18 protein-coding genes are annotated in these 20304 nt (G+C 66.6%); 10 read left to right on the top strand and 8 right to left on the bottom strand.

All coding sequences use genetic code 11. The features are described 5' to 3' along the window. The first annotated feature begins 12 nt into the window (after positions 1-12). The 3 genes from OG921_RS19680 to OG921_RS19670 are packed head-to-tail and all read left to right on the top strand — an operon-like array spanning position 13 to position 3472. On the top strand, positions 13-1134 hold the full coding sequence (locus tag OG921_RS19680) for a phosphotransferase family protein (protein WP_266114200.1): 1122 nt from the start codon (positions 13-15) through the stop codon (positions 1132-1134). Between the two features lie 2 nt (positions 1135-1136). Next, positions 1137-2510 carry an NAD(P)/FAD-dependent oxidoreductase gene (locus OG921_RS19675; RefSeq protein ID WP_266114199.1) on the top strand — a complete coding sequence of 458 codons (1374 nt, stop codon included), beginning with the start codon at positions 1137-1139 and terminating at the stop codon, positions 2508-2510. Continuing rightward, positions 2507-3472: an alpha/beta hydrolase gene (locus OG921_RS19670; RefSeq protein WP_266114198.1), complete on the top strand. Its 966-nt coding sequence runs from the start codon at positions 2507-2509 to the stop codon at positions 3470-3472. The genes OG921_RS19675 and OG921_RS19670 overlap by 4 nt, the downstream gene beginning before the upstream one ends. On the opposite strand, the gene OG921_RS19665 is transcribed toward OG921_RS19670, so the two are convergent. Both OG921_RS19665 and OG921_RS19660 read right to left on the bottom strand, forming a co-directional pair. Beyond that, positions 3451-4947 (bottom strand): class I adenylate-forming enzyme family protein, encoded by a 1497-nt coding sequence (locus OG921_RS19665; RefSeq protein WP_266114279.1) that lies wholly within the window; start codon positions 4945-4947, stop codon positions 3451-3453. The two genes, OG921_RS19670 and OG921_RS19665, sit on opposite strands and share 22 nt — an antisense overlap. 27 nt (positions 4948-4974) lie before the next feature. Further along, on the bottom strand, positions 4975-5796 hold the full coding sequence (locus OG921_RS19660; protein WP_266114197.1) for a mycofactocin-coupled SDR family oxidoreductase: 822 nt from the start codon (positions 5794-5796) through the stop codon (positions 4975-4977). A 220-nt stretch (positions 5797-6016) separates the two neighbouring features. Here OG921_RS19660 and fabG point away from each other — a divergent pair, with 220 nt between their 5' ends. Genes fabG through OG921_RS19645 form a run of 3 tightly spaced genes read left to right on the top strand, consistent with a single transcriptional unit; the run spans position 6017 to position 9221 of the window. Further along, a complete protein-coding gene (gene fabG / locus OG921_RS19655) occupies positions 6017-6757 on the top strand; it encodes a 3-oxoacyl-ACP reductase FabG (RefSeq protein ID WP_266114196.1) in 741 nt (246 codons plus the stop codon). 35 nt (positions 6758-6792) lie between these two features. Continuing rightward, complete coding sequence (locus OG921_RS19650; protein WP_266114195.1) at positions 6793-8004, top strand: acetyl-CoA C-acetyltransferase; 1212 nt, start codon at positions 6793-6795, stop codon at positions 8002-8004. 23 nt (positions 8005-8027) lie between these two features. Further along, entirely contained in the window at positions 8028-9221 is a 1194-nt protein-coding gene (locus OG921_RS19645; protein WP_266114194.1) for an acyl-CoA dehydrogenase family protein, read from the top strand. Positions 9222-9236: 15 nt separating this feature from the next. On the opposite strand, the gene OG921_RS19640 is transcribed toward OG921_RS19645, so the two are convergent. Genes OG921_RS19640 through OG921_RS19615 form a run of 6 tightly spaced genes read right to left on the bottom strand, consistent with a single transcriptional unit; the run spans position 9237 to position 16415 of the window. Then, complete coding sequence (locus tag OG921_RS19640) at positions 9237-10808, bottom strand: class I adenylate-forming enzyme family protein (RefSeq protein ID WP_266114193.1); 1572 nt, start codon at positions 10806-10808, stop codon at positions 9237-9239. After that, entirely contained in the window at positions 10801-12393 is a 1593-nt protein-coding gene (locus OG921_RS19635; protein ID WP_266114192.1) for a class I adenylate-forming enzyme family protein, read from the bottom strand. The genes OG921_RS19640 and OG921_RS19635 overlap by 8 nt, the downstream gene beginning before the upstream one ends. After that, entirely contained in the window at positions 12383-13906 is a 1524-nt protein-coding gene (locus tag OG921_RS19630; protein WP_266114191.1) for a class I adenylate-forming enzyme family protein, read from the bottom strand. Before OG921_RS19630 ends, OG921_RS19635 begins: the two co-directional genes overlap by 11 nt. Next, positions 13906-14712: an enoyl-CoA hydratase/isomerase family protein gene (locus tag OG921_RS19625; protein WP_266114278.1), complete on the bottom strand. Its 807-nt coding sequence runs from the start codon at positions 14710-14712 to the stop codon at positions 13906-13908. The genes OG921_RS19630 and OG921_RS19625 overlap by 1 nt, the downstream gene beginning before the upstream one ends. Before the next feature lie 41 nt (positions 14713-14753). Beyond that, entirely contained in the window at positions 14754-15557 is an 804-nt protein-coding gene (locus OG921_RS19620) for an enoyl-CoA hydratase/isomerase family protein (RefSeq protein ID WP_266114190.1), read from the bottom strand. Between the two features lie 36 nt (positions 15558-15593). Next, positions 15594-16415, bottom strand: a complete 822-nt coding sequence (locus OG921_RS19615; RefSeq protein ID WP_266114189.1) for an enoyl-CoA hydratase/isomerase family protein — start codon at positions 16413-16415, stop codon at positions 15594-15596. A 249-nt stretch (positions 16416-16664) separates the two neighbouring features. On the opposite strand from OG921_RS19615, the gene OG921_RS19610 reads away from it, so the two are divergent. From OG921_RS19610 to OG921_RS19595, 4 genes are all read left to right on the top strand, one after another. After that, a complete protein-coding gene (locus tag OG921_RS19610) occupies positions 16665-17261 on the top strand; it encodes a hypothetical protein (protein WP_266114277.1) in 597 nt (198 codons plus the stop codon). Between the two features lie 4 nt (positions 17262-17265). Beyond that, positions 17266-18177: an enoyl-CoA hydratase/isomerase family protein gene (locus tag OG921_RS19605; protein WP_266114188.1), complete on the top strand. Its 912-nt coding sequence runs from the start codon at positions 17266-17268 to the stop codon at positions 18175-18177. Between the two features lie 120 nt (positions 18178-18297). Further along, positions 18298-19470, top strand: a complete 1173-nt coding sequence (locus tag OG921_RS19600; RefSeq protein WP_266114187.1) for a thiolase family protein — start codon at positions 18298-18300, stop codon at positions 19468-19470. Between the two features lie 13 nt (positions 19471-19483). Next, positions 19484-20281 carry an SDR family NAD(P)-dependent oxidoreductase gene (locus tag OG921_RS19595; RefSeq protein WP_266114186.1) on the top strand — a complete coding sequence of 266 codons (798 nt, stop codon included), beginning with the start codon at positions 19484-19486 and terminating at the stop codon, positions 20279-20281. Positions 20282-20304 lie beyond the last annotated feature (23 nt).

The raw sequence follows: 20304 nt of genomic DNA, 5'->3' as shown, positions 1-20304 counted from the left end.
TGCAGTGCAACAATGTTCGGTATTCATCCGGGTGGTGGGGCGGTGAGCGCGGTGGCGGCGATTCCCCGCTCGCCTGCGGAAGTCACGAGCGCGTGGCTCACGACCGTGCTGAGCAAGACCGACACCTCCGTCGAAATCGAGCACGTCGCGGTGACGCCGGTGGGAACCGGACAGACCGGCGCAACCTACCGGGTCACGGCCCGGTACGCGCACAACCCGGCGGGCCTTCCCGGGCAGTTCATCATCAAGCTTCCGTCGCAGGACGACACCGTGCGCGACCGAGTCGCGCTCGGTTACCGCAGCGAATGCGCGTTTTACACCTCGGTGGCGACCCGGGTCGCCGTTCCGGTGCCCGAGTGTTTCCACTGTGAGATCACCGACGATGCGTTCAATTACGCACTGCTGCTCGCCGACCAGTCACCTGCGGCGCAGGGCGACCAGATCGGCGGCTGCGGTCCCGCCGATGCTTCGCTGGCGGCACGGGCGATCGCAGGACTGCACGGTCCGACCTGGTGTGACCCGTCCTGGCGCGACTTCCACGGGCTGGCCTTCACGCTGCCCGACGAGGCGGCGATCCGCGGCCTGGGCGACATCGCAAAGATGAGTGCCGATATGACCCTTGCCCGGCTCGGCGCAGACCTGGACCCGATCGACCGCGAAACACTGACCGCCGCAATGGGATCGGTAACCGACTGGTTGCTTGCCGAGCCGGAGCGGTTTGCGCTGTTGCACGGCGATTACCGCCTGGACAATCTCCTGTTCGACGTCGACCACACCGCCGTCTCGGTGGTCGACTGGCAGACACTCGGTGTCGGACTTCCGGCCCGTGACCTTGCCTACTTCACCGGGACCAGCCTGGACCCGGAATTGCGCGCGCAGGTGGAGCAGGGGTTGGTGGAGGAATACCGGGCCGCGCTCGCCACACACGGCGTCACCGACTACAGCGCCGAAACCTGCTGGCAAGATTACCGATTCGGAATGCTGCAGGCCCTGCTGATACCGACCCTCGGGTGCGCATTCGCGGTGGATACCGAGCGCGGCAACGACATGTTTGTCGCGATGCTGAGCCGGGGCGCGCGCGCGGTCCGCGAACTCGGCACGCTCGACCTCATTCCGGCACGGACCAAGGAGTAACAGTGAATCGGCCACTACCACGCACCGCGATCATAGGGGCCGGAATCAGCGGTCTGACCGCGGGCAAGATGCTCTCGGATTACGGCGTGCCCTACACGACATTCGAATCCTCCGATCGGATCGGCGGGAACTGGGCGTTCGGCAACCCCAACGGGCACAGCAGTGCGTATCGCTCGCTGCATATCGACACCTCGAAACATCGACTGTCCTTCAAGGACTTTCCGATGCCGGAGCACTACCCGGCCTTTCCGCACCACAGTGAGATCAAGGCCTACCTCGACGCCTACGCCGAGGCTTTCGGGTTGCTCGACAACATCGAGTTCGAAAACGGCGTGCAGCATGCGCAGCGCCGTGCCGACGGCACCTGGGAAATCGACGACTGGACGGGGGAGCGGCGCGAATTCGACCTGCTGGTGGTGGCGAACGGGCACCATTGGGACCCGCGGATCGCCGAATTCCCCGGCAGCTTTTCCGGCGAGAGCATCCATTCGCACAGCTACATCGATCCGAGCACGCCGCTCGAGTTGACCGGCAAGCGGATCCTGGTCGTCGGTATCGGAAACAGCGCGGCCGACATCACCGTGGAGTTGTCTTCGAAGGCGTTGCAGAACACGGTGACGCTCTCGACGCGATCGAGCGCATGGATCGTGCCGAAGTACATCGCCGGACGTCCGGGGGACAAGTTCTGGCGGACCACGCCGTATCTTCCGTTGTCCTGGCAGCGCAAGGCGCTACAGATGATGATGCCGCTGATGGGGACCGACCCGCAGCTCTACGGCTTGCCGCCGGCGAACCACAAACTCTTCGAGGCGCATCCGACTCAATCGGTGGAGCTACCGCTGCGGCTGGGCTCCGGCGACATCACCCCCAAGCCGAACGTCGCACGACTGGACGGGGCGACGGTGCACTTCGAGGACGGGACGAGCGACGACTTCGACACCATCATCTACGCGACCGGCTACAACATCACGTTCCCCTTCTTCGACGACGGATTCATCAGCGCGCCGGGCAACCACATCGGCCTGTACAAGCGAATGTTCAAGCCGGGCATCGACAATCTCGTGTTCATGGGGTTCGCACAGTCGGTACCCACCTTGTTCCCGTTCGTGGAGTGCCAGGCGCGGGTGCTCGGCGCCTATGCCGTCGGCCGCTACGCACTGCCGTCGATCCCCGAGATGGAGCGGGTGATCGAATCCGACCAGCAGTTGCACGCGGGGCACTGCACGGACCGGCCACGGCACACGCAGCAGGTGGACTATTTCATCTACGAACATGACATCCGCGCTCGCGAGTTGCCTGCCGGTCTCGAGCGGGCGAAGCAGCGCCCCACCGACGGTGCAGGGGCGTACAGTCGACTGCTTCGGGAGAGCGCATGATACGCAGCGACGTCGACTTCTTCGCCGATGGTGTGCGCTGCAGCGCATGGCATTTCCGTGGCGAAAGCGAGCGGTTCGCTGGACCGGACGGCCGGCCCGTGGTGGTCATGGCGCACGGATTCGGTGGCACCAAGGACTCCGGCCTCGAGCCGTTCGCCGAGCGATTGGCGGCGGCCGGGCTGGATGTCCTGGCATTCGACTACCGCGGGTTCGGCACCTCCGATGGTGCGCCGCGTCAGTCGATCTCGATCACTCGTCAGCTGCACGACTTCGTTGCCGCGATCGCCGCGGCGCGACTTCTTCCGGGCGCCGACCCGAACCGCATTGTGCTCTGGGGATCGTCGTTGTCGGGTGGGCACGTCCTGCGGGTCGCAGCCGAGGACGACGGCATCGCAGCCGTACTGGCCATGACGCCGCTGACCAACGGCCTCGCCGGAGGGCGAACCGCCGTCGATCAGCGCGATCCGGTGACGCCGTTGCGCTGGTTGGCTGCCGGCGTGCGCAGCCGGATCGCCGTCGCGCGCGACCGTGATCCGGTACTGATGCCGCTCGTCGCACGGCCAGGGAATCGCGGCGCGATGACACTCGACGGTGCGTACGAGAGCTATCTGTCCATCGCCGGGCCGTCCTGGCGCAATGAGGTCGATGCTGCGGTGGGTATCGAACTGGCAGGTATCCGGACTGCCGACGCGGCGAAGCGGCTGCGGTGCCCGGTGCTCGCCCAAATTGCCGACTTCGACCGGTACGTCCCGCCGACCTCGATCATGAAGACCGCGGTGCGAGCCAGGGCGCAGGTACACCACTACCCATGTGACCATTTCGATGTCTGGCCGGGACACGATTGGTTCGACACCGCCGTCGCACACCAGATCGCCTTTTTGACCAGAACATTTGGCGCTGCCACGGGGTCGTCGAACGAACGCCCGACCACCCGCAGCAACTATGCGGACCGAGCTTCGTAGAGCGCTGCCACGTCACGCACCAGCACCTTCATCGCGGTGTTGCGCGGCAACTCGTCCACAACGGCAATAGCGACCGGCACGTGCTGGCTCGGCAGTTCCGCCCGCACCAGATCCAGCAGCTCGCGCTCGCCGGGTGTCGGCATGCCGTGCCGCAACTCGACGGCCGCGAACGGCACCTGGCCGAGCCGTCGGTCATCGACACCAACCACTGCGGCATCGAGTACGGCGGGATGACCGAGCAGGACGCTGCGCACCGTCTCGGGCAGGATCTTGAAGCCGCCCCGGTTGATTGCGCCGTCGCCGCGCCCGTGCAAGGTGACGAAACCGTCCGCGTCCATCGACCCGAGATCGGTCGTGCGGATCCACTCCGGGCCGATGACGGCAACCCGCGCCGCGAGGAATCCCTGCTCACCGACGCGCAATTCGCTTCCGGTATCCGGATCGATGATCCGCACCTCGACACCGGGCAGTGGACGTCCGACGCTGCCGGGCTTCGCGGCGCCGAACTCGTCGTACAGGGCGGGGGTCCAGGCGCAGACGGATCCGGCGAATTCCGTTGCACCGTAACCCCAGAGGAGCGGAATGCCGTACCGTTGCTCGAATTCCGCGCGCAGCCCGGGGTCGAGTGGTCCCGAGCCGCCGGGAAGCGACTCGAGCGACGCGAGATCCTCGCGCGCGACATCGGCATCGAGCAGCATCCGCAGAATGGCCGGCTGCACCCCGGTTCGCCTGATGCGGTACGTCTTCACCGCGCGCACCCATTCCTGCACGGTGAACTTTTCCAACAACACCATGCGTTTGCCGAGGAACGGCGCCGCGAGCAGTTGGCAGATACCGACGCTGCCGAACGGCCAGAACACCAGTTCCGGGGGATCCTGGGGATCCGCCGCGAGTCCACCGGTCATCGACAGCACCGTATGGCGCAGCACGGCCGTCCGCAGCGGCAGCCGGCGCGGCGGGCCGGTCGTGCCGCTGGTGAGAATATGCAGACCTGCGGTCGACAACGCCGGATCATGGTCGTGTCCGCGCTCGCGGCGTGGCATGACGGACTCGACGTTGGGCACCGTAAGGCTCAGCGCGACACCGGCGCTGCCGATCCGCGCACTCGCCGCGACGACCGGATCGGTCCAATCTTCGCGATCTGCGATCACCGCGGCCGGACGCAGCGCCTCGATGTCACGTGCGATCGCACTATCCGATTGGTACGAGTAGACCATCGCCAGGGGTCGGCGCTGCGCGATGAAGCCGAGTATGGCGGCTGCATGGGGAAGCCGATTGCGGACCACGAGCGCAACCGGCGCCGATCCGGACACCCCGGCATCGTCGAGTGCACCGGACACTTGATCGATGTAGCGCTCGATATCGGTACCGGAGTACCACTGGTGTTCGAACTCGATGAACGGCCGGTCGCCGTAACCGGTGAGATGCGCAGTCAACTCTTCCGCGAAGCCGGTGCCGTCATCGCCGGCGTGCATGCTGCTCGCCATCAGCGCGTCCCGTGGTCAGTAGACCGTCGAACCCTGGTCGACGGAGATCGCGGATGCGGTGATCTTGTTCGACTGGTCGCTCGCCAGCCAGCACACGGTGTTGGCGATGTCCTCCGGTTCGGCGATCCACTCGGGCAGGAAGGGCGTCATCATGTTCGCAAGTTGCGGATTCGTCTCCATGGTTCGCCCGATGGCGGCGACCATGTCGCCACTGCCCATGTCGGTGAGCACGGCGCCGGGATGAACGCTGTTCACGCGGATGGCGTGCTTGCCCAGCTCGGCGGCAAACGCCCGGGCCATGCCGGTGATCGCGTGCTTACTCGCGGTGTAGTGGATCATGAAGGGCTGCATCTTGATTCCGGCTGCGGAGCTGATCAGGACGATGGATCCGCCGCGGCCACCGTCGACGATGTGCTGCGCGCCCGCCATCACCGTATTCCAGGTTCCGGTGACGTTGACGTCCATGACGTCGCGGAAGGACGCCGGGGTGATTTCGTTCCATACCTGCGGAGCCGCGATTCCCGCGTTGGCGACGATGATGTCGAGCCGGCCGAGATCGGCGACAGCACTGTCGACCGCCTCGCGCAGCCCGTCGTAGTCGCGGGTATCGACGATGGTGCTGACGATCCGCTGCCCGGTCGCCTCCACCAGGCGCACCGTCTCGTCGAGATCCTCGGGTGTGGCGGGGTTGTAGGGGACACAATCCGGGAGCTTGCCCGCGACGTCGACGGCGATGATGTCGGCGCCCTCGTTCGCCATCCGGACGGCGTGGGCGCGTCCCTGACCGCGCGCGGCGCCGGTGATGAACGCGACTTTCCCGGTGAGCAGGGCGGCCATGATGTACTCCTCGAATCCGCCGACTCGAGCACTCGGGTCGACCGTTGTGGTAAGGGTGACTGTAATACTTACCATAGGCTCTTGTGGTGGCGACTGCCGCACCTCGGCAGCTACCGCCGAGGCGGGTGCACCCGCAGTTGCCTGTCGATAGTGCAAGGGTGAACAGACAGCAGACGAGGATCCGGTCCGGGACCGGGTGCGAGAGGCAGGTGGGTGGGCGATGCCGGCACTGAGCGGGCGGACCGCGGTCGTAACCGGGGGCGCGCAGGGCTTGGGATTCGCGATCGCGGAACGCTTCGTGGCCGACGGTGCGCGCGTCGTGCTCGGTGACCTCGACCTCGCCGCCACCGAAGCCGCCGTGCAGCAACTCGGCGGTGCCGAGGTGGCGTTGGCCGTGCAGTGCGACGTCACCGACGGCACACAGGTGGACGCGCTGCTCGATGCCGCGGTGAGCACCTTCGGCGGCCTCGACATCATGGTCAACAACGCCGGGATCACCCGCGACGCGACGATGCGGACGATGACCGAGGATCAGTTCGATCAGGTGATGGCAGTGCATCTCAAGGGCACCTGGAACGGCCTGCGCAAGGCCGCCGCGATCATGCGCGAGCGCAAACGCGGCGCGATCATCAACATCTCCTCGATCTCGGGCAAGGTGGGCATGGTCGGCCAGACGAACTACTCGGCCGCGAAGGCCGGGATCGTGGGCATGACGAAGGCCGCGGCCAAAGAGATGGCCCATCACGGTGTCCGGATCAACGCCATCCAGCCGGGATTGATCCGCTCCGCGATGACCGAGGCTATGCCCAAACACATCTGGGACGGCAAGCTTGCCGAAGTTCCGCTGGGCCGGGCCGGCGAGCCCAGCGAGATTGCCAGTGTGGCTTTGTTTCTCGCCTCCGATGACTCCTCGTATATGACCGGTACGGTGCTGGAGGTGACCGGCGGCCGGTATATGTGACCGGGCCGCCGAGTCGGAAGGTGGAGGTAGACGACATGCGTCAGGCAGTGATCTGTGAACCCGTCCGGACGCCGATCGGCCGTTACGGAGGCATCTTCGCCAACCGTACGGCGGTCGACCTGGGCGTCGCGGCGCTGGCCGGACTCCTCGACCGCACCGGGATCGCGCCCGCCGCAGTCGAGGACGTCATCCTCGGCCACTGCTACCCGAGCAGCGAGGCGCCGGCGATCGGACGCGTCGTCGCACTCGATGCGGGTCTTCCGGTGACGGTGCCCGGGATGCAGCTCGACCGGCGATGCGGGTCCGGGCTGCAGGCGGTGATTCAGGCCTGCCTGCAGGTCGGCAGTGGCGACAACGACGTGGTCGTCGCAGGCGGCGCCGAGAGCATGAGCAATGTCGCGTTCTACTCGACCGACATGCGCTGGGGTGGCGGACGCACCGGCGTGCGCGTGCACGACGGCCTCGCCCGCGGGCGCACGACCGCCGGCGGTCGGAACTATCCGGTCCCCGGCGGCATGCTCGAGACCGCCGAGAACCTCCGCCGCCAGTACGACATTTCGCGCGCCGAGCAGGACGAGCTTGCTGTGACGTCGCACCAGCGGGCCGTGGCGGCGCAGCAGAACGGGGTGTTCGCCGAGGAGATCATCCGGGTGGCGGTCCGCACCCGCCGCGGTGAGGAGCTGATCGACACCGACGAGCATCCGCGCGCGGACACTTCCGTCGAGTCGCTGAGCCGGCTGAAGCCCATGCTGGGCAGCGATGACCCCGACGCGACGGTGACGGCAGGCAACGCCAGCGGGCAGAACGACGCGGCGTCGATGTGCATCGTGACAACCCCGGAGAAGGCCGCCGAGCTCGGGCTGACACCGCTGGTGCGGCTGGTGTCCTGGGGTGTCGCCGGTGTCGCGCCGAAGATCATGGGCATCGGCCCCGTGCCGGCCACCGAGGTCGCACTCGCCAAGGCCGGGCTCCGCCTCACCGATATGGATCTGATCGAACTGAACGAAGCTTTCGCGGCTCAAGCGCTCGCGGTTTTACATGAATGGTCGTTTACCATGGCGGATCGGGAACGCATCAATGTGCACGGATCGGGCATCTCGCTCGGCCATCCGGTGGGTGCTACCGGCGGACGGATGCTGGCCACCCTGGCTCGCGAACTGCACCGGCGGCAAGCGCGCTACGGACTGGAAACGATGTGCATCGGCGGCGGTCAGGGCCTGGCCGCGGTGTTCGAACGCGTCGGTTGACTTGGCAGGAAAGGGAAGACGTCATGGCACGCCTTGCTCAGACGCTGGGACTGACCGAGTTCCAGACCGAGATTGTCTCCACAGTAAGACAATTCGTGGAGCGTGAGATCATTCCGAACGCCCCGGAGTTGGAACGCACCGACACCTACCCGCAGGACATCGTGGACCGGATGCGGGACATGGGCCTGTTCGGCCTGATGATCCCCGAGGAATATGGCGGGTTGGGAGAGTCGCTGCTCACCTACGCACTGTGCGTCGAGGAACTCGCGCGCGGATGGATGAGTGTCTCCGGGGTGATCAACACGCATTTCATCGTGGCCTACATGGTGCGCCAGCATGGCACCGACGAGCAAAAGAATCGTTTGCTACCACGCATGGCCACCGGCGAGGTGCGCGGCGCGTTCTCGATGTCGGAACCGGAACTGGGTTCCGACGTGGCCGCGATCCGGACCCGGGCCAAGCGGAATGCAGATGACACCTACACCATCGACGGCCAGAAGATGTGGCTCACCAATGGCGGTAGTTCGACGCTCGTCGCGGCGCTGGTGCGCACCGACGAGGGCGCCGACAAGCCGCACCGCAACCTCACCACTTTTCTCATCGAGAAGCCCGCCGGGTTCGGTGAGGTCGCGCCCGGCCTGGTGATCCCCGGCAAGATCGACAAGCTGGGCTACAAAGGCATCGACACCACCGAACTGATCTTCGACGGATATGTCGCACGTGCCGAGGACATCCTCGGTGGCACGCCGGGGCGCGGGTTCTTCCACATGATGGACGGCGTCGAGGTCGGTCGGGTGAACGTGTCCGCCCGGGCCTGCGGTGTCGGCATCCGTGCTTTCGAGCTCGCGATCCGCTACGCGCAGCAGCGCGAAACCTTCGGCAAGCCCATCGCCCAACACCAGGCCATCGCGTTCCAGCTCGCCGAGATGGCCACCAAGGTGGAGTCCGCTCATCTGATGATGGTTAATGCGGCACGGCTCAAGGACTCCGGCGACCGCAACGACGTCGCCGCCGGCATGTCGAAGTACCTGTGCAGTGAGCTGTGTGCCGAGGTCACCCAGCAAAGCTTCCGGATTCACGGTGGCTACGGCTACTCCAAGGAATACGAGATCGAGCGCCTCATGCGCGACGCGCCGTTCCTGCTGATCGGCGAGGGTACCAGCGAGATTCAGAAGCAGATCATCAGCAAGCGTCTGCTCGACGAGTACCGCATCTGACCGCAGCGCCGGCGGTCAGCGCTCGGCGAGGAGTTCACGCAACCGCCGCACATCGACCTTGCCCGTCGAGCCGCGTGGCACCGCGTCATCGGAATCGAGCAGCAGCCATACCGACGGAACCTTGAACGAGCTGAGCACCTCGCGCGCCGCGGCACGGAGATGCTCGACGGCCGTCCCCGCGGGATCGCACACCACCGCGGCAGCGACGCGATCGCCACGGGCATCGGCCAGGTTCGTGACGAACGCGTTCTCGACACCGTCGATCGTGCGCAGCGCGGATTCCACCTCGCTCGGATAGACGGTGGCGCCGCTGACTTTGAACATGTCGTCGGATCGACCGTGGTAGAACAGGAAACCCTCGTCGTCGAACCGACCGAGGTCACCGGTGGGGAAGAAGCCCTCGCGGGTGAAGAGGTCTGCTCGGCTACGGCGGCACATGCCACGGAGCACATGCGGTCCGCGCAGCTGGATTTCGCCGATCGTGCCGGCCGGTGCCGGTCCGCCGTCCTCGCCGCAGATTCGCACTTCGATACCCGCGAACGGTTTTCCGCAACTGCCCCAGGCAGATTGGGGCATGTCCGTGTCGAGTGGATACCCGCAGTAGGGTCCGAACGACTCGGTCATGCCCAACAGCCTGGCCCGTGCGCCGGGACGAGACCGCAGCTCGGATGGCAACAGTGCCTCCAGGCTGCCCGGACGCAGCGCGGAGAGGTCGGCACCGACACTGCCGGACTGCTTGGCCAGCGCCTCGGCCTGGTCCGGCCAGCCACGAAACAGCGTCACGCGCTCACGTTCGAGCAGCCGCAATGTCGTTTCCGGCGTGGGGACCTCCTCGGTGACGAGCGTGGCACCGGCGAGCAGCGCGGACAGGATCCCGCTACCGAAGCCACCAACCCAGAAGAACGGCATCGGCAGGTACAGCCTGGTGCCGGAATCGATGCAGCGTTCGGCGAGCCCGGACTGCACTGCAGCCAACGCATTCCCGTGCGAGTGCACGACACCTTTGGGTGCACCGCTACTGCCGGAGGTGAACATGACGATCATCGGGTCGGCGGCGGTCACGTCGGCCGACAGCGCCGCGGCCACGCGCACGGAGTTCGCCTCCGCAGGTGCGGGGGCGATGTCGGAGACACAGCCGACGCGCCGCAGCGCGGGCAGGTCCGGACAGTGCACGACACCGTCCGCGTCCCGGGTCGCCAGCGCCGCGGCGAGGTGATCGAGATAGCGGTGACCGCGAAATTCCGCCACGGTCAGCAGGAAACGCACCGAGGCGCTGCGCAATTGTGCGAGCAGATCGCGGGCGGGCAGCAGTGTGCTGAGCGGCACGAGGACGGCGCCGATTCGAGTGAGCGCCAAGGCAATCTGCACCCAGCGCGCACTGTTGGGCATGATCAAGGCGACCCTGGTGCCCTTGCCGACCCCGGCCTCGATGAACGCGGCGGACATGGCGAGGGTCGTCTCGTCGAGTTCGGCGTAGCCGATTCGCGTGTCGGGATCGATCACCATCGGCTTCGCAGCATCCGTCTGCGCTCGGAGTCGCACCAGATCGCCGATCGTGGTCGCATCGCGAGCGGGCTGTTCAGACATCGAAAACCTTCATCAGCTGCCGGCGGTCGACCTTCCCGCTCGACAGGACGGGCACTGCGCTGGGCGCGAGGGGTACGACGCGTCGGGGAATCTTGTACGTGGACAGTTCGGTGCGCAGCTTGTCGAGGAGGGCCGCCTCGTCCAGGTCGCCTTCGTGCTCGACGACCACCGCGGCGGCGACGATCTGCCCGCGTTCGGCGTGGGGCAAGCCGACGACGTGTGCTGCGGCACCGCCGGTGACCCGGGCGATCGCCCGCTCCACTTCGACGGGGGAGACGTTCGCGCCCGCGGTCTTGATCATCGCGTCCCGCCGGCCGAGGTAATACACGAAGCCGTCCCGGTCGGCACGGACGAGGTCCCCGGTGTGGAACCAGTCGTCGGTGTCGAAGCACTCTTCCCGGCTGCGGCGGTGGTGACGCAGCATGAGATTCGGTCCGCGCAGGCAGAGTTCGCCCACGTCGCCAATCGCGACATCGTCTTTGGTCTCGAGGTCGATGATCTTGGTCTCGACGCCGGGGGCCGGGCGGCCGAACGAGCCGCGCCGGTGCTCGGGCTGGTCGGTCTCGTCACCGCTGAGCAGCACAACACTGCCGGATTCGGTCATGCCCAACATGTTGTGCCGCAGTTCCGGATCGCGCGGGCGAACGTCGGGTGCCATCAGCGGATAGAGATTGCCGCGGCGCATCGACGAGAGATCCCGTGCAGCGAAGCTCGGATGTTGGGTGAGATGGGTGATCCCGGCCACGAAACCGTTTGTCATGGTGGGACGTTCGGCCTCGATCAGGTCGAGGGTGTCGCCCGCGTCAGTGGCGTTCGAGCACACCAAGGTGGCGCCCGCGACGAGCGTGGCGAGCAGACCGAACGCGAACCCGCCGATCCAGAAGAACGGCGAGTTGCAGAACAGCGTCTCGTGCTCGGTGAGACCGCGAATCTGGTTGAGCCTCGCTTGATGAGCAAGCAGCCCCTCGTGCGAATGCACGGCACCTTTCGGCGCACCGGTCGATCCGGAGGTGTAGACGATCGCGAGTGGATCGCTGCCTTCGACATCGTGCTCCACCGCGGCGAGCAGTGCCGGGTCGACCGAGTCGGCCAGCCGGTACACGTGCTCGATGTTGCGCGCGGGCAGGGTGGCGGTTGCGACGGGTCCGAAGACGACATGGCGCAGGTTCGGCACGTCCGGTGCGAAGATGGGCTCCGAGCCGCCGAGGTCGCCCACCGCGGCGGTCACCCGCTGCATGTAGTCGTGGTCCCGGAAGGATGCTGCGGCCAACAGGATCACGATGTCGCTGTGCCGAAGTTGTTGGTGCAGCTCGGCTCCCGTGGCGAACGTGGAGAACGGCACCACGACGGCGCCGATCCGGCCCACCGCGAGCATGGCCACGACGAAGTCGGTGCCGTTCGGGTAGAGCAGTCCGACGTGCGTGCCCTTACAGGCGCCGAGGGCGATGAGACCCCGCGCCAGTTCGGCAGAGCGGGCGATGGCTTCGTTGTAGCCGAGCCGATCGGCGTCGCACACCAGCAGCGGGCGTGCGACGCCGGTGCGTGCGGCGAGGAGCGCGGGCAGGGTGGCGGCACTAGCGGACATACTCGCCTCGGGTGCCTGTCGCCCCGCGATGTTGTCTATCTGCCGCACCGAAATGAGCCTGCACCGCGGTTAGGTCGGCCTTGCCGGACGGGGTGCGCGGGATGGCGTCGACGATAGTGATCTCGGTGGGAATCTCGTAGCCCGCCAGCCTGCTTCGGAGGTAGTCACCGAGCGCCTCGGGTGTGGTCTCGTGAGCTGGGCGGAGTTCGATCATCGCGACCGGTGTCGCACCGAGTCGTTCGTCGTTGCGGCCGACCACTGCGGCGCCGGCCACCGCGGGATGGCTCTCGAGCACGGAACGCACGTCATCGGGCAGGATCTTGAATCCACCGCGGATGATCGCCTGATCGGCGCGGCCGAGAATCCAGACGAACCCGTCGCTGTCGATGCGGGCGATGTCGGTGGTGCGGATCCAGTCCGCGTCGGGACCCAACTGGCCCGGCCGGACCTCGAGCAACCCGGGCTGGTCGGCGGCGAGCGGTCGGCCGTCATCGTCGACGACGCGCAGCGATGCGGTGGGATCGGCGCGGCCGACACTGCCCCGTTTGGCGGTCCAGAACTCCCGGTGGTCGGCGAGTGTCCACCCGGCGACGCCGCCGCCGAATTCGGTTGCCGCGTAGGAGGTGAGTACCGGTATGCCGAACTTGTCGGTGAACGCGTCGGCATCTTCCGCGGACAGCGGTGCGGTGCCGGAGGTGACCGCGCGGATGCTCGACAGGTCGTCTCGACTCAAGTCGGAGTGCAGGACCGTGCGCAGCGCCGCGGGGACGAGCGACACGGTTCGGGGCCGGTACTTGCGGACGGCGTCGGTCCACGATCCGAGTTCGAAACGGGGGAGAAGTACGAAAGAGCGCGCGGCGGTGACACATTGCAGGACCCGGAAAACGCCGCCGATATGCACAAGCGGCGCGTTGACGATGGCGACACCGCGCGGCCGTGCGTTCGGCACGGTGCCCCTGGAGTTCGGTGGGCCGAGGACGCTGTGCGCAAGCATGTCGTAGGTCAGGTCGATTCGCTTCGGTGGCCCGGTGGTGCCGCTGGTCAGCATGTGCACAGCCACGCCCGGTCGGTAAGCCTCGGCCTCGCGCTGGGATCGGGGTGCCGGCGTCACGCGCGGTTCGGCGCCGGTTCCGGCGAGTGCCACAGTGGTTGTCGACCCGGGTGCGATGAACGTGTCGAGGTCGCCCTGCTCGCCGACAACTACGGCAAGGCGCAAGGCAGCGATGTCGGCCCTGGTGCGGTCGTCGCCGCGCGCGGGATTGATGGCGACGACACTCCCACCGGCGAGCAAAACTCCGAGGAAGGCGGCGACGTGCACGGGCCGGTTGCGCAACAGGATTCCGACCCGCGTCGAGGACAGCGTGGCGATCGAGCGGGCGAGGTGGCCGATCTCGCCCCAGGTGTGCCACTGCCCGTCGAACTCGATTGCGGGCGCGTCGGGATCGAGGTCCAGGACAGCGGAGATTCGCCGCGCGAGGGGATGGTCCGCCGCGTCGCCGAGGGGTGTCGCCATCAGCGGATCCTCGGCGTGGTCGCCCTGCGAGGATCGGTCGCGGAGCCGTTGGGCTGTGCCGCCAACTCGGCAGTGCCGAGCGGATTCCCGACTCGGGTGTAGATGAGCCCCTGCTCCATCGCGGCTCGATACGGCTTGTCCAACGATTCCCAGATGGCCTTGACAGTGCCCTGCGTTGCGGACGGCGGTTTGGCGGCGATGGTGGCGGCGATCTGATGGGCGCGGCTCCAGAGGTCCGGTCGTGCAACGACTTCGGTCACCAGGCCGATCCGCAGCGCGGTGTCCGCGCCGACCCGTTCGTCGTTGCCCAGCAATGCCATTCGTAGGGTTTCGCCGAGGCCGATGCGACGCATCAGGCCGATCGGTTCGAGCGCCGACACCAACCCGGCGGACACATGCGAGTCGAAGAAGGTGGCGTCCGTGGAGCAGATCACCACATCGGCCTCGTTCACGAAGTAGAACGCTCCCGCTGTGCATATCCCCTGCACCGCGCACACGACCGGCTTCCACATCTTCTGCCACTTGGGGCTGAGCAGTTCACCCGGATCCTCGTGGTTCCACACATTGTCCGGTTGCCCGTAGGACGACTTGATGTCGAGGCCGGCGCTGAACGCCCGCTCACCCGCGGCGCGAATTACCACCGCATGCACCGCCTCGTCGAACTTCACCGCGTGCCATGCTCGCGCCATCTCTTCGCACATCGTTCGATCGAACGCGTTGAGCCGCTCGGGACGATTCAGCGTGATGGTGGCGACGTGATCCGCTGCATCGACGTCGAGCAGGATGGTTTCGAAGGTGCCGTTCATCGACCCGCCGTTCATCGACCCGCCGTTCATCGACCCGCCGTTCACCGACACTGCCATTCCGGTGCACGCTTTTCGACGAAGGCGCGCGGACCCTCCAGCGCGTCCTCGGTCCTGGTGACGCGCTCGCGGAACGACTCCGCGAGCATCTCGGCCTCGTGGATCGGCAGGTCGAGTCCCTTCAGAATCGCCAGTCGGGTTCCCCGAACCGCCAGCGGTGCATTGGAATTGACGATCGAGGCGATCTCGTGAGCGCGCTCGAGCAAGTTGTCGTGCTCGACGACCTCGCTGATCATGCCCAGCTCGTAGGCACGTTGCGCGCTCATCCGTTCGTGCTTGCCCATCAGAGCCATTCGAAGTGCGACCGAACGGGGCAGCACTCGGGCCAGGCGCACCACCTCGCGGCCGGCGACAAGCCCGATGCTGACATGCGGATCGAAGAAGGTGGCTTTGTCCGAGGCGATCACGATGTCGCCGGTGGTGATCCAGTCGAGCCCAGCGCCACAGCACAGTCCGTTGATCGCGGCCAGGATCGGTTTGGCCATCGTGCGGTACGGGGGAGTGCCCTCCTGGGGAGCCTCCCACTGCTCGTAGGTGGACAGGTACGGGCGCTCGTTGACGACTTTGCCGTCGCCGGGGATTTCCTTGACGTCCGCGCCGGTGCAGAAGGCGCGTCCGCTGCCGGTGACGATCACCAGCCAGACCCGATCGTCGTTCTCGGCTTCGGCGTAGGCGCTGCGCAGTTCGGTGATCATGTGCGGGCTGAGCGCATTCAGTGCATCGGGACGATTGAGCGTGATGGTCGCGGTATGGCCATCGACTTCATATTTGATCGTGTCGAACGACATGGTGTCCCCTTCATCGATGGGCTCTGCGCGTACTGCTCAGCGTCCGGTGAAATCGGGCGGCCGCCGTTCCCGAAACGACGCCAGCCCTTCCTTGAAATCGTCGGTGCGGCAAGACAACTCCAGCCCAAACAGCTCTTGCGCCATCGTGTCGCCGAGGGTGGCGTGCTGCCCGAAGTTGATGGCCTGCTTGGCCATGCCGATGGCGACGGTCGGTCCCGCGGCCAGCCTGGCCAGGAGATCCTCGGCCGTCGCATCGAGATCGAGGTCCGGCGCACACGCGTGGATCAATCCCCAGTCGGCGGCGTCCGTGCCGCCGACCTTCTCACCCAGCAGAAGCAGTCGTTTGGCCCGCGCGATCCCGATGAGTCGGGGTAGCAGCCAGGTGGCGCCCGAGTCCGGGCTGAAGCCGCGGGCGAGGAAGGGCTCCCAGAACACGGCGTTGGTGGCGGCGACCGTGAAATCCGCGGCGAGCGCAAGGTTGCAGCCGAGCCCGACTGCCCACCCGCGCACGGTGCACACCACCGGCAAGTGAATCGAGTGGACGAGTTCGATCACGCGGTGCGACTGATGGGGGATGCGGCGAACGAGGTCGCCCGAGCGTGGCCGTTGCCGGTCGGCGTTGTTGGTGGCCAGCCAGTCGGCACCGGAGCAGAAGTTGTCCCCGGCGCCCCGGATGTGGATCGCGCGCAGTGAATCATCGGCTGCGGCCGCGGTGAGGGTGCCGACCAGTGTCTCGATCATGCCGGGGCTCAACGAGTTGCGCGCGCTTGGGCGGTCGAGGGTGATGCGTAGCAGCGCACCGTCGCGTTCCACCACGACGGCTCCTTTGGCCGGATCGCTCTCGACGTCGCTGCTCACCGTTGTGTGCCGCACCTTTCCGGGGATACTGTTAGCTATACGGTAGGCGATACCGTTACTGTTTTGGACAAGTTAGCAAGGAATGACCGTCGGCGGAACGACCAGCGCGTGGAAAGAGGGTCCATGACAGGGCAGGCCGACGCGACACAGCAGGCCGGCGCGTCCGGAATCGGCAGTATCACCACTACCGAGGATGGTGTTCGGTTCGGCGAGCAACCGCTGGCACAGACGATCGCGGCCGCTGCCGCGATGCGCCGACTGACCGGCCTGTTGCTCTCGCTCGAGCAGCCACATCCGGCGGTCGACGAGATGGTCGCGCGGTTCGCCGAGTGGGAGAGGGCGCTCGAGCCTGTCGCGCCGACTGATCCTGCGCCACGGGTAGGCGACGATCTCGACGAGTCGCGCCGGATCTATCTCGATCACGCCTTCGACATCGGGTCCTACAACGCCGCCTTTCCCGAGTATCGCTTCGACCACGTCGCCAGCGAATCGGCACGCGGAACGGTGGCATTCCCAGTGGTGTACGAAGGGCCGCCCGGACTCGTGCACGGCGGGTTCCTCGGCGTCTTCTTCGACTGTGTCATTCAGCAGCACAACTGCGCGACAGGGCCCTCCGGCAAGACCCGATCGCTCAACGTGCGGTACCGACGCCCGACGCCAGTCCTGGCCGAGCTGACATTCGACATCACCCGAAGTCGAACCGACCGAGCCATCAGCTCGACGGCGCGGCTGCTGCTCGGTGGCGAGGTGCTGTGTATCGGTGCGGTCGACGCGGTTGCATTGCCGCCCGAGCAGCTCATCGGTCACCGATACGGCAAGCGGCGCGTTGCGCGAGAAGGGAACTGACGATATGACGGATCCGGGTAATCGTGACGAACGCGTGTTGTTCGAGGTGGACCGGGACAGCAGGATCGCGACGATCACGCTGAACAATCCCACGCAACGCAACTCCTACGATGCCGCGATGCGGGATGCCCTCGCTCACCATCTCGACGATGTCGCCGACGACGACGACCTGACGGTGGTCCTGCTCCGCGGCGCGGAGGGCGTATTCAGCACTGGCGCGGACATGAACAATGCCTACGGCTGGTACGGCAGCAAGAATGGTTCGCAGGCAGGGGATTCCGACTCGCGGAGCGCGAAAAGCCGGCCGAGTCAGCGGCGTCGGCTTGCCGTCGACCGGAAGTCGTTCGGTTTCTATCACAATCTCCTCGGCTTTCCGAAGGTGACGGTGGGGGAGATCGGCGGGTTCGCGCTCGGCGGGGGATTCGAAATGGCGCTGATGACCGATATCTCGGTGATCGCGCGAGACGCGAAGATCGGCATGCCCGCAACCCGGTTCCTCGGCCCCGCGCTCGGCAGCCTGCACATGTTCTTTCATCGCCTCGGTCCCGTGCTCGCCCGCCGCCTGCTGTTGACCGGTGACATCATCGAGGCCGCCGCGGTCGAACACCTGGGCGTCTTCACCGAGACCTGCGATCCGGACGAGGTCACGGCACGGGCGCGTTACTGGGCGGAGAAGGCGGCCAGGATGCCCGCCGACGGTGTGGTCATCGCCAAGGAAGCATTTCGCCTCGTGGAGCAGAGTCAGGCGTACCAGGGTGAGGAGGTGGCCAGCTATCTCTTCCACGCCTACGGAACGAACCTGCAATTCGCGCCGGGGGAGTTCAACTTCGTCAAGACCAGGGCGGAGCACGGAACGAAAGAGGCGTTCCGGCTGCGCGACGAGCACTTCCACGTGCCCGAGCCGGGCCGCGGGTAGGGGCTGACAGCCCGCTCGCGACACTATACAGTTGGCCATACGGTAGATCCTACGATTAGCCGCGCCCTGCACCATACCCACGCTGCCAAGCGCAGCCTGCCCGCACGAGGTCGAAGAATCATGCCCAAACCCGTAATCGTCGGCGCCGCTCGGACAGCCATCGGAAGATCGTTCAAGGGCGCGCTCGTCAACACGCCGTCGGAAACCCTCGCAACCACCATCCTGCCCGAGGTGATCCGGCGAGCCGGGATCGATCCGACGGCGGTCGACGACATTATTCTGGCCGAATCACATTACGGTGGCGGCGATCTCGCCCGATACGCCGCGGCCGCGACGGGAATGGATAGTGTGCCCGGGCAGGCGGTGAATCGGCACTGCGCGGGCAGCCTCACCGCGATCGGCAATGCCGCCGCGCAGATCGGTTCCGGGATGGAACGCGTGCTCGTCGCCGGCGGTGTGCAGTCGCTGTCCACCGGGCCGTTGATGAAGTGGCGGGTGCCCGGACCGGAGCTGACCTTCAAGGAACCGTGGATGCCGCCGAGCCATCCGGAGACGCCGGACGCCCCCACGCTCGACATGGCCGTCACCGTCGGCTGGAACACGGCCAAGGCCGTGGGCATTTCTCGGCAGGAAATGGACGAATGGGCGCTGCGCTCGCATCAACGCGCGATTGCCGCGATGGATGCCGGCAAGTTCGTCGACGAGATCGTCCCGATGAAGATTCAGACCGCGAGCGGGTTGGTCGACTTCAGCGTCGACGAGCAGCCGCGCCGCGACACAACGATCGAACGCCTCGCCGGACTGAAGGTGCTGCACCCGGAGATCGAGGGATTCTCCATCACCGCGGGCAACAGCAGCGGTATCAACGACGCAGCGGCCGCGGTCGCGCTGGTGGACGAGGCGTACGCGGCGACAGAGGGCCTCGATGTCCTCGGCTCGGTACGGGCCTGGGCCGCGGCCGGCGTGCCGCCGCGCGACTGCGGACTCGGTGCGGTGAAGGTGATCGGGAAGGTGCTCGACCGCGCAGGACTCGCGCCGTCGGACGTCGCGCTGTGGGAGATCAACGAGGCGTTCGCGTCGGTTCCGATCGCCGCGTGCCGCGAGCACGGTCTGGACGAGGAACTGGTGAACTTCTCCGGCAGCGGATGCAGCCTCGGCCACCCGATCGCGGCATCGGGCGCTCGGATGATCACCACGCTGATTTACGAACTACGCAGGCGCGGTGGTGGAATCGGAGTCGCCGCAATGTGTGCCGGCGGTGGCCAGGGTGGCGCCGTCGTGATCGAAGTCTGAGCGCTGTAGCGCAGTGGATCTTGGGTTCGACGATGCGAAAGTCGTGGTGGCGGGTGGCGGTCGAGGCATGGGCCTGGCCGCCGCCCGTTGCTTTGCCGAGGACGGTGCCCGGGTAGCGGTACTCGCGCGCACCCGTGCCGATCTCGACCGGGCAGTCGACGAGCTGTGCGCGCTCGGCAGTCCGGATGCGGTGGGGCTGGTCGCGGACATGCGCGACGGTGACCGAGTGGCGGAGGTCTTCGCCGAGCTGGCGCAACGCTGGGACGGAACGCTCAACGTTCTGGTCAATGCGGCGGGACCGGATGTGCGTGGCACGGTCGAGGAGTTGACCGACGAGCAGTGGCGAACAGCGCTCGACGGGGGCGTGCTCGGCATGGTGCACTGCGTGCAGTCGGCGCTGCCCATGTTGCGCGCGGCGGAATGGGCCCGGATCGTCAACTTCTCCGCGAGTTCGACACAGCGGCAGACTGTTTCACTTGCGGCATATACCGCAGCCAAATCGATGGTGACCAGCATCTCCAAGAACCTGTCGCTGCTGCTGGCGAAGGACGAGATCATGGTCAACATCGTCTCGCCCGGCAGCGTCGCGTCCGAATCGCTGGTGAGTTGGGCCGAGTCGGTGGGGGTCGGCGACGCCGATCCCTATCGGCTGGCCGAGGCGATCACCGAGCACTTCGGCCACCCCGCACACCTGCCGCGGGTAGGTTTGCCCGACGAGGTCGGCCCGGTCGTCGCGTTCCTGGCATCGCGGCGCAACTCCTATATGACCGGGGCAAACATCAACGTCGACGGCGGCACGGACTTCACCTAAAGCGGTGAAGTCGCCGCCGGCGC

The organism is Aldersonia sp. NBC_00410 (assembly GCF_026342035.1).
Taxonomy (GTDB): domain Bacteria; phylum Actinomycetota; class Actinomycetes; order Mycobacteriales; family Mycobacteriaceae; genus Aldersonia.
Note: the sequence above shows the minus strand (reverse complement) of the source record. Positions and strands in the feature narration are given on the sequence as shown.

What these genes read in the sequence shown, in the direction of transcription:
- OG921_RS19670 (WP_266114198.1), top strand. Translation starts at nt 2,507, where the DNA reads ATGATACGCAGCGACGTCGACTTCTTCGCCGATGGTGTGCGCTGCAGC.
- OG921_RS19625 (WP_266114278.1), bottom strand. Translation starts at nt 14,712, where the DNA reads ATGAACGGCACCTTCGAAACCATCCTGCTCGACGTCGATGCAGCGGAT.
- OG921_RS19630 (WP_266114191.1), bottom strand. Translation starts at nt 13,906, where the DNA reads ATGGCGACACCCCTCGGCGACGCGGCGGACCATCCCCTCGCGCGGCGA.
- OG921_RS19610 (WP_266114277.1), top strand. Translation starts at nt 16,665, where the DNA reads ATGCGCCGACTGACCGGCCTGTTGCTCTCGCTCGAGCAGCCACATCCG.
- OG921_RS19620 (WP_266114190.1), bottom strand. Translation starts at nt 15,557, where the DNA reads ATGTCGTTCGACACGATCAAATATGAAGTCGATGGCCATACCGCGACC.
- OG921_RS19600 (WP_266114187.1), top strand. Translation starts at nt 18,298, where the DNA reads ATGCCCAAACCCGTAATCGTCGGCGCCGCTCGGACAGCCATCGGAAGA.
- OG921_RS19660 (WP_266114197.1), bottom strand. Translation starts at nt 5,796, where the DNA reads ATGGCCGCCCTGCTCACCGGGAAAGTCGCGTTCATCACCGGCGCCGCG.
- OG921_RS19635 (WP_266114192.1), bottom strand. Translation starts at nt 12,393, where the DNA reads ATGTCCGCTAGTGCCGCCACCCTGCCCGCGCTCCTCGCCGCACGCACC.
- OG921_RS19665 (WP_266114279.1), bottom strand. Translation starts at nt 4,947, where the DNA reads ATGCACGCCGGCGATGACGGCACCGGCTTCGCGGAAGAGTTGACTGCG.
- OG921_RS19645 (WP_266114194.1), top strand. Translation starts at nt 8,028, where the DNA reads ATGGCACGCCTTGCTCAGACGCTGGGACTGACCGAGTTCCAGACCGAG.
- OG921_RS19680 (WP_266114200.1), top strand. Translation starts at nt 13, where the DNA reads ATGTTCGGTATTCATCCGGGTGGTGGGGCGGTGAGCGCGGTGGCGGCG.
- fabG (WP_266114196.1), top strand. Translation starts at nt 6,017, where the DNA reads ATGCCGGCACTGAGCGGGCGGACCGCGGTCGTAACCGGGGGCGCGCAG.
- OG921_RS19605 (WP_266114188.1), top strand. Translation starts at nt 17,266, where the DNA reads ATGACGGATCCGGGTAATCGTGACGAACGCGTGTTGTTCGAGGTGGAC.
- OG921_RS19640 (WP_266114193.1), bottom strand. Translation starts at nt 10,808, where the DNA reads ATGTCTGAACAGCCCGCTCGCGATGCGACCACGATCGGCGATCTGGTG.
- OG921_RS19650 (WP_266114195.1), top strand. Translation starts at nt 6,793, where the DNA reads ATGCGTCAGGCAGTGATCTGTGAACCCGTCCGGACGCCGATCGGCCGT.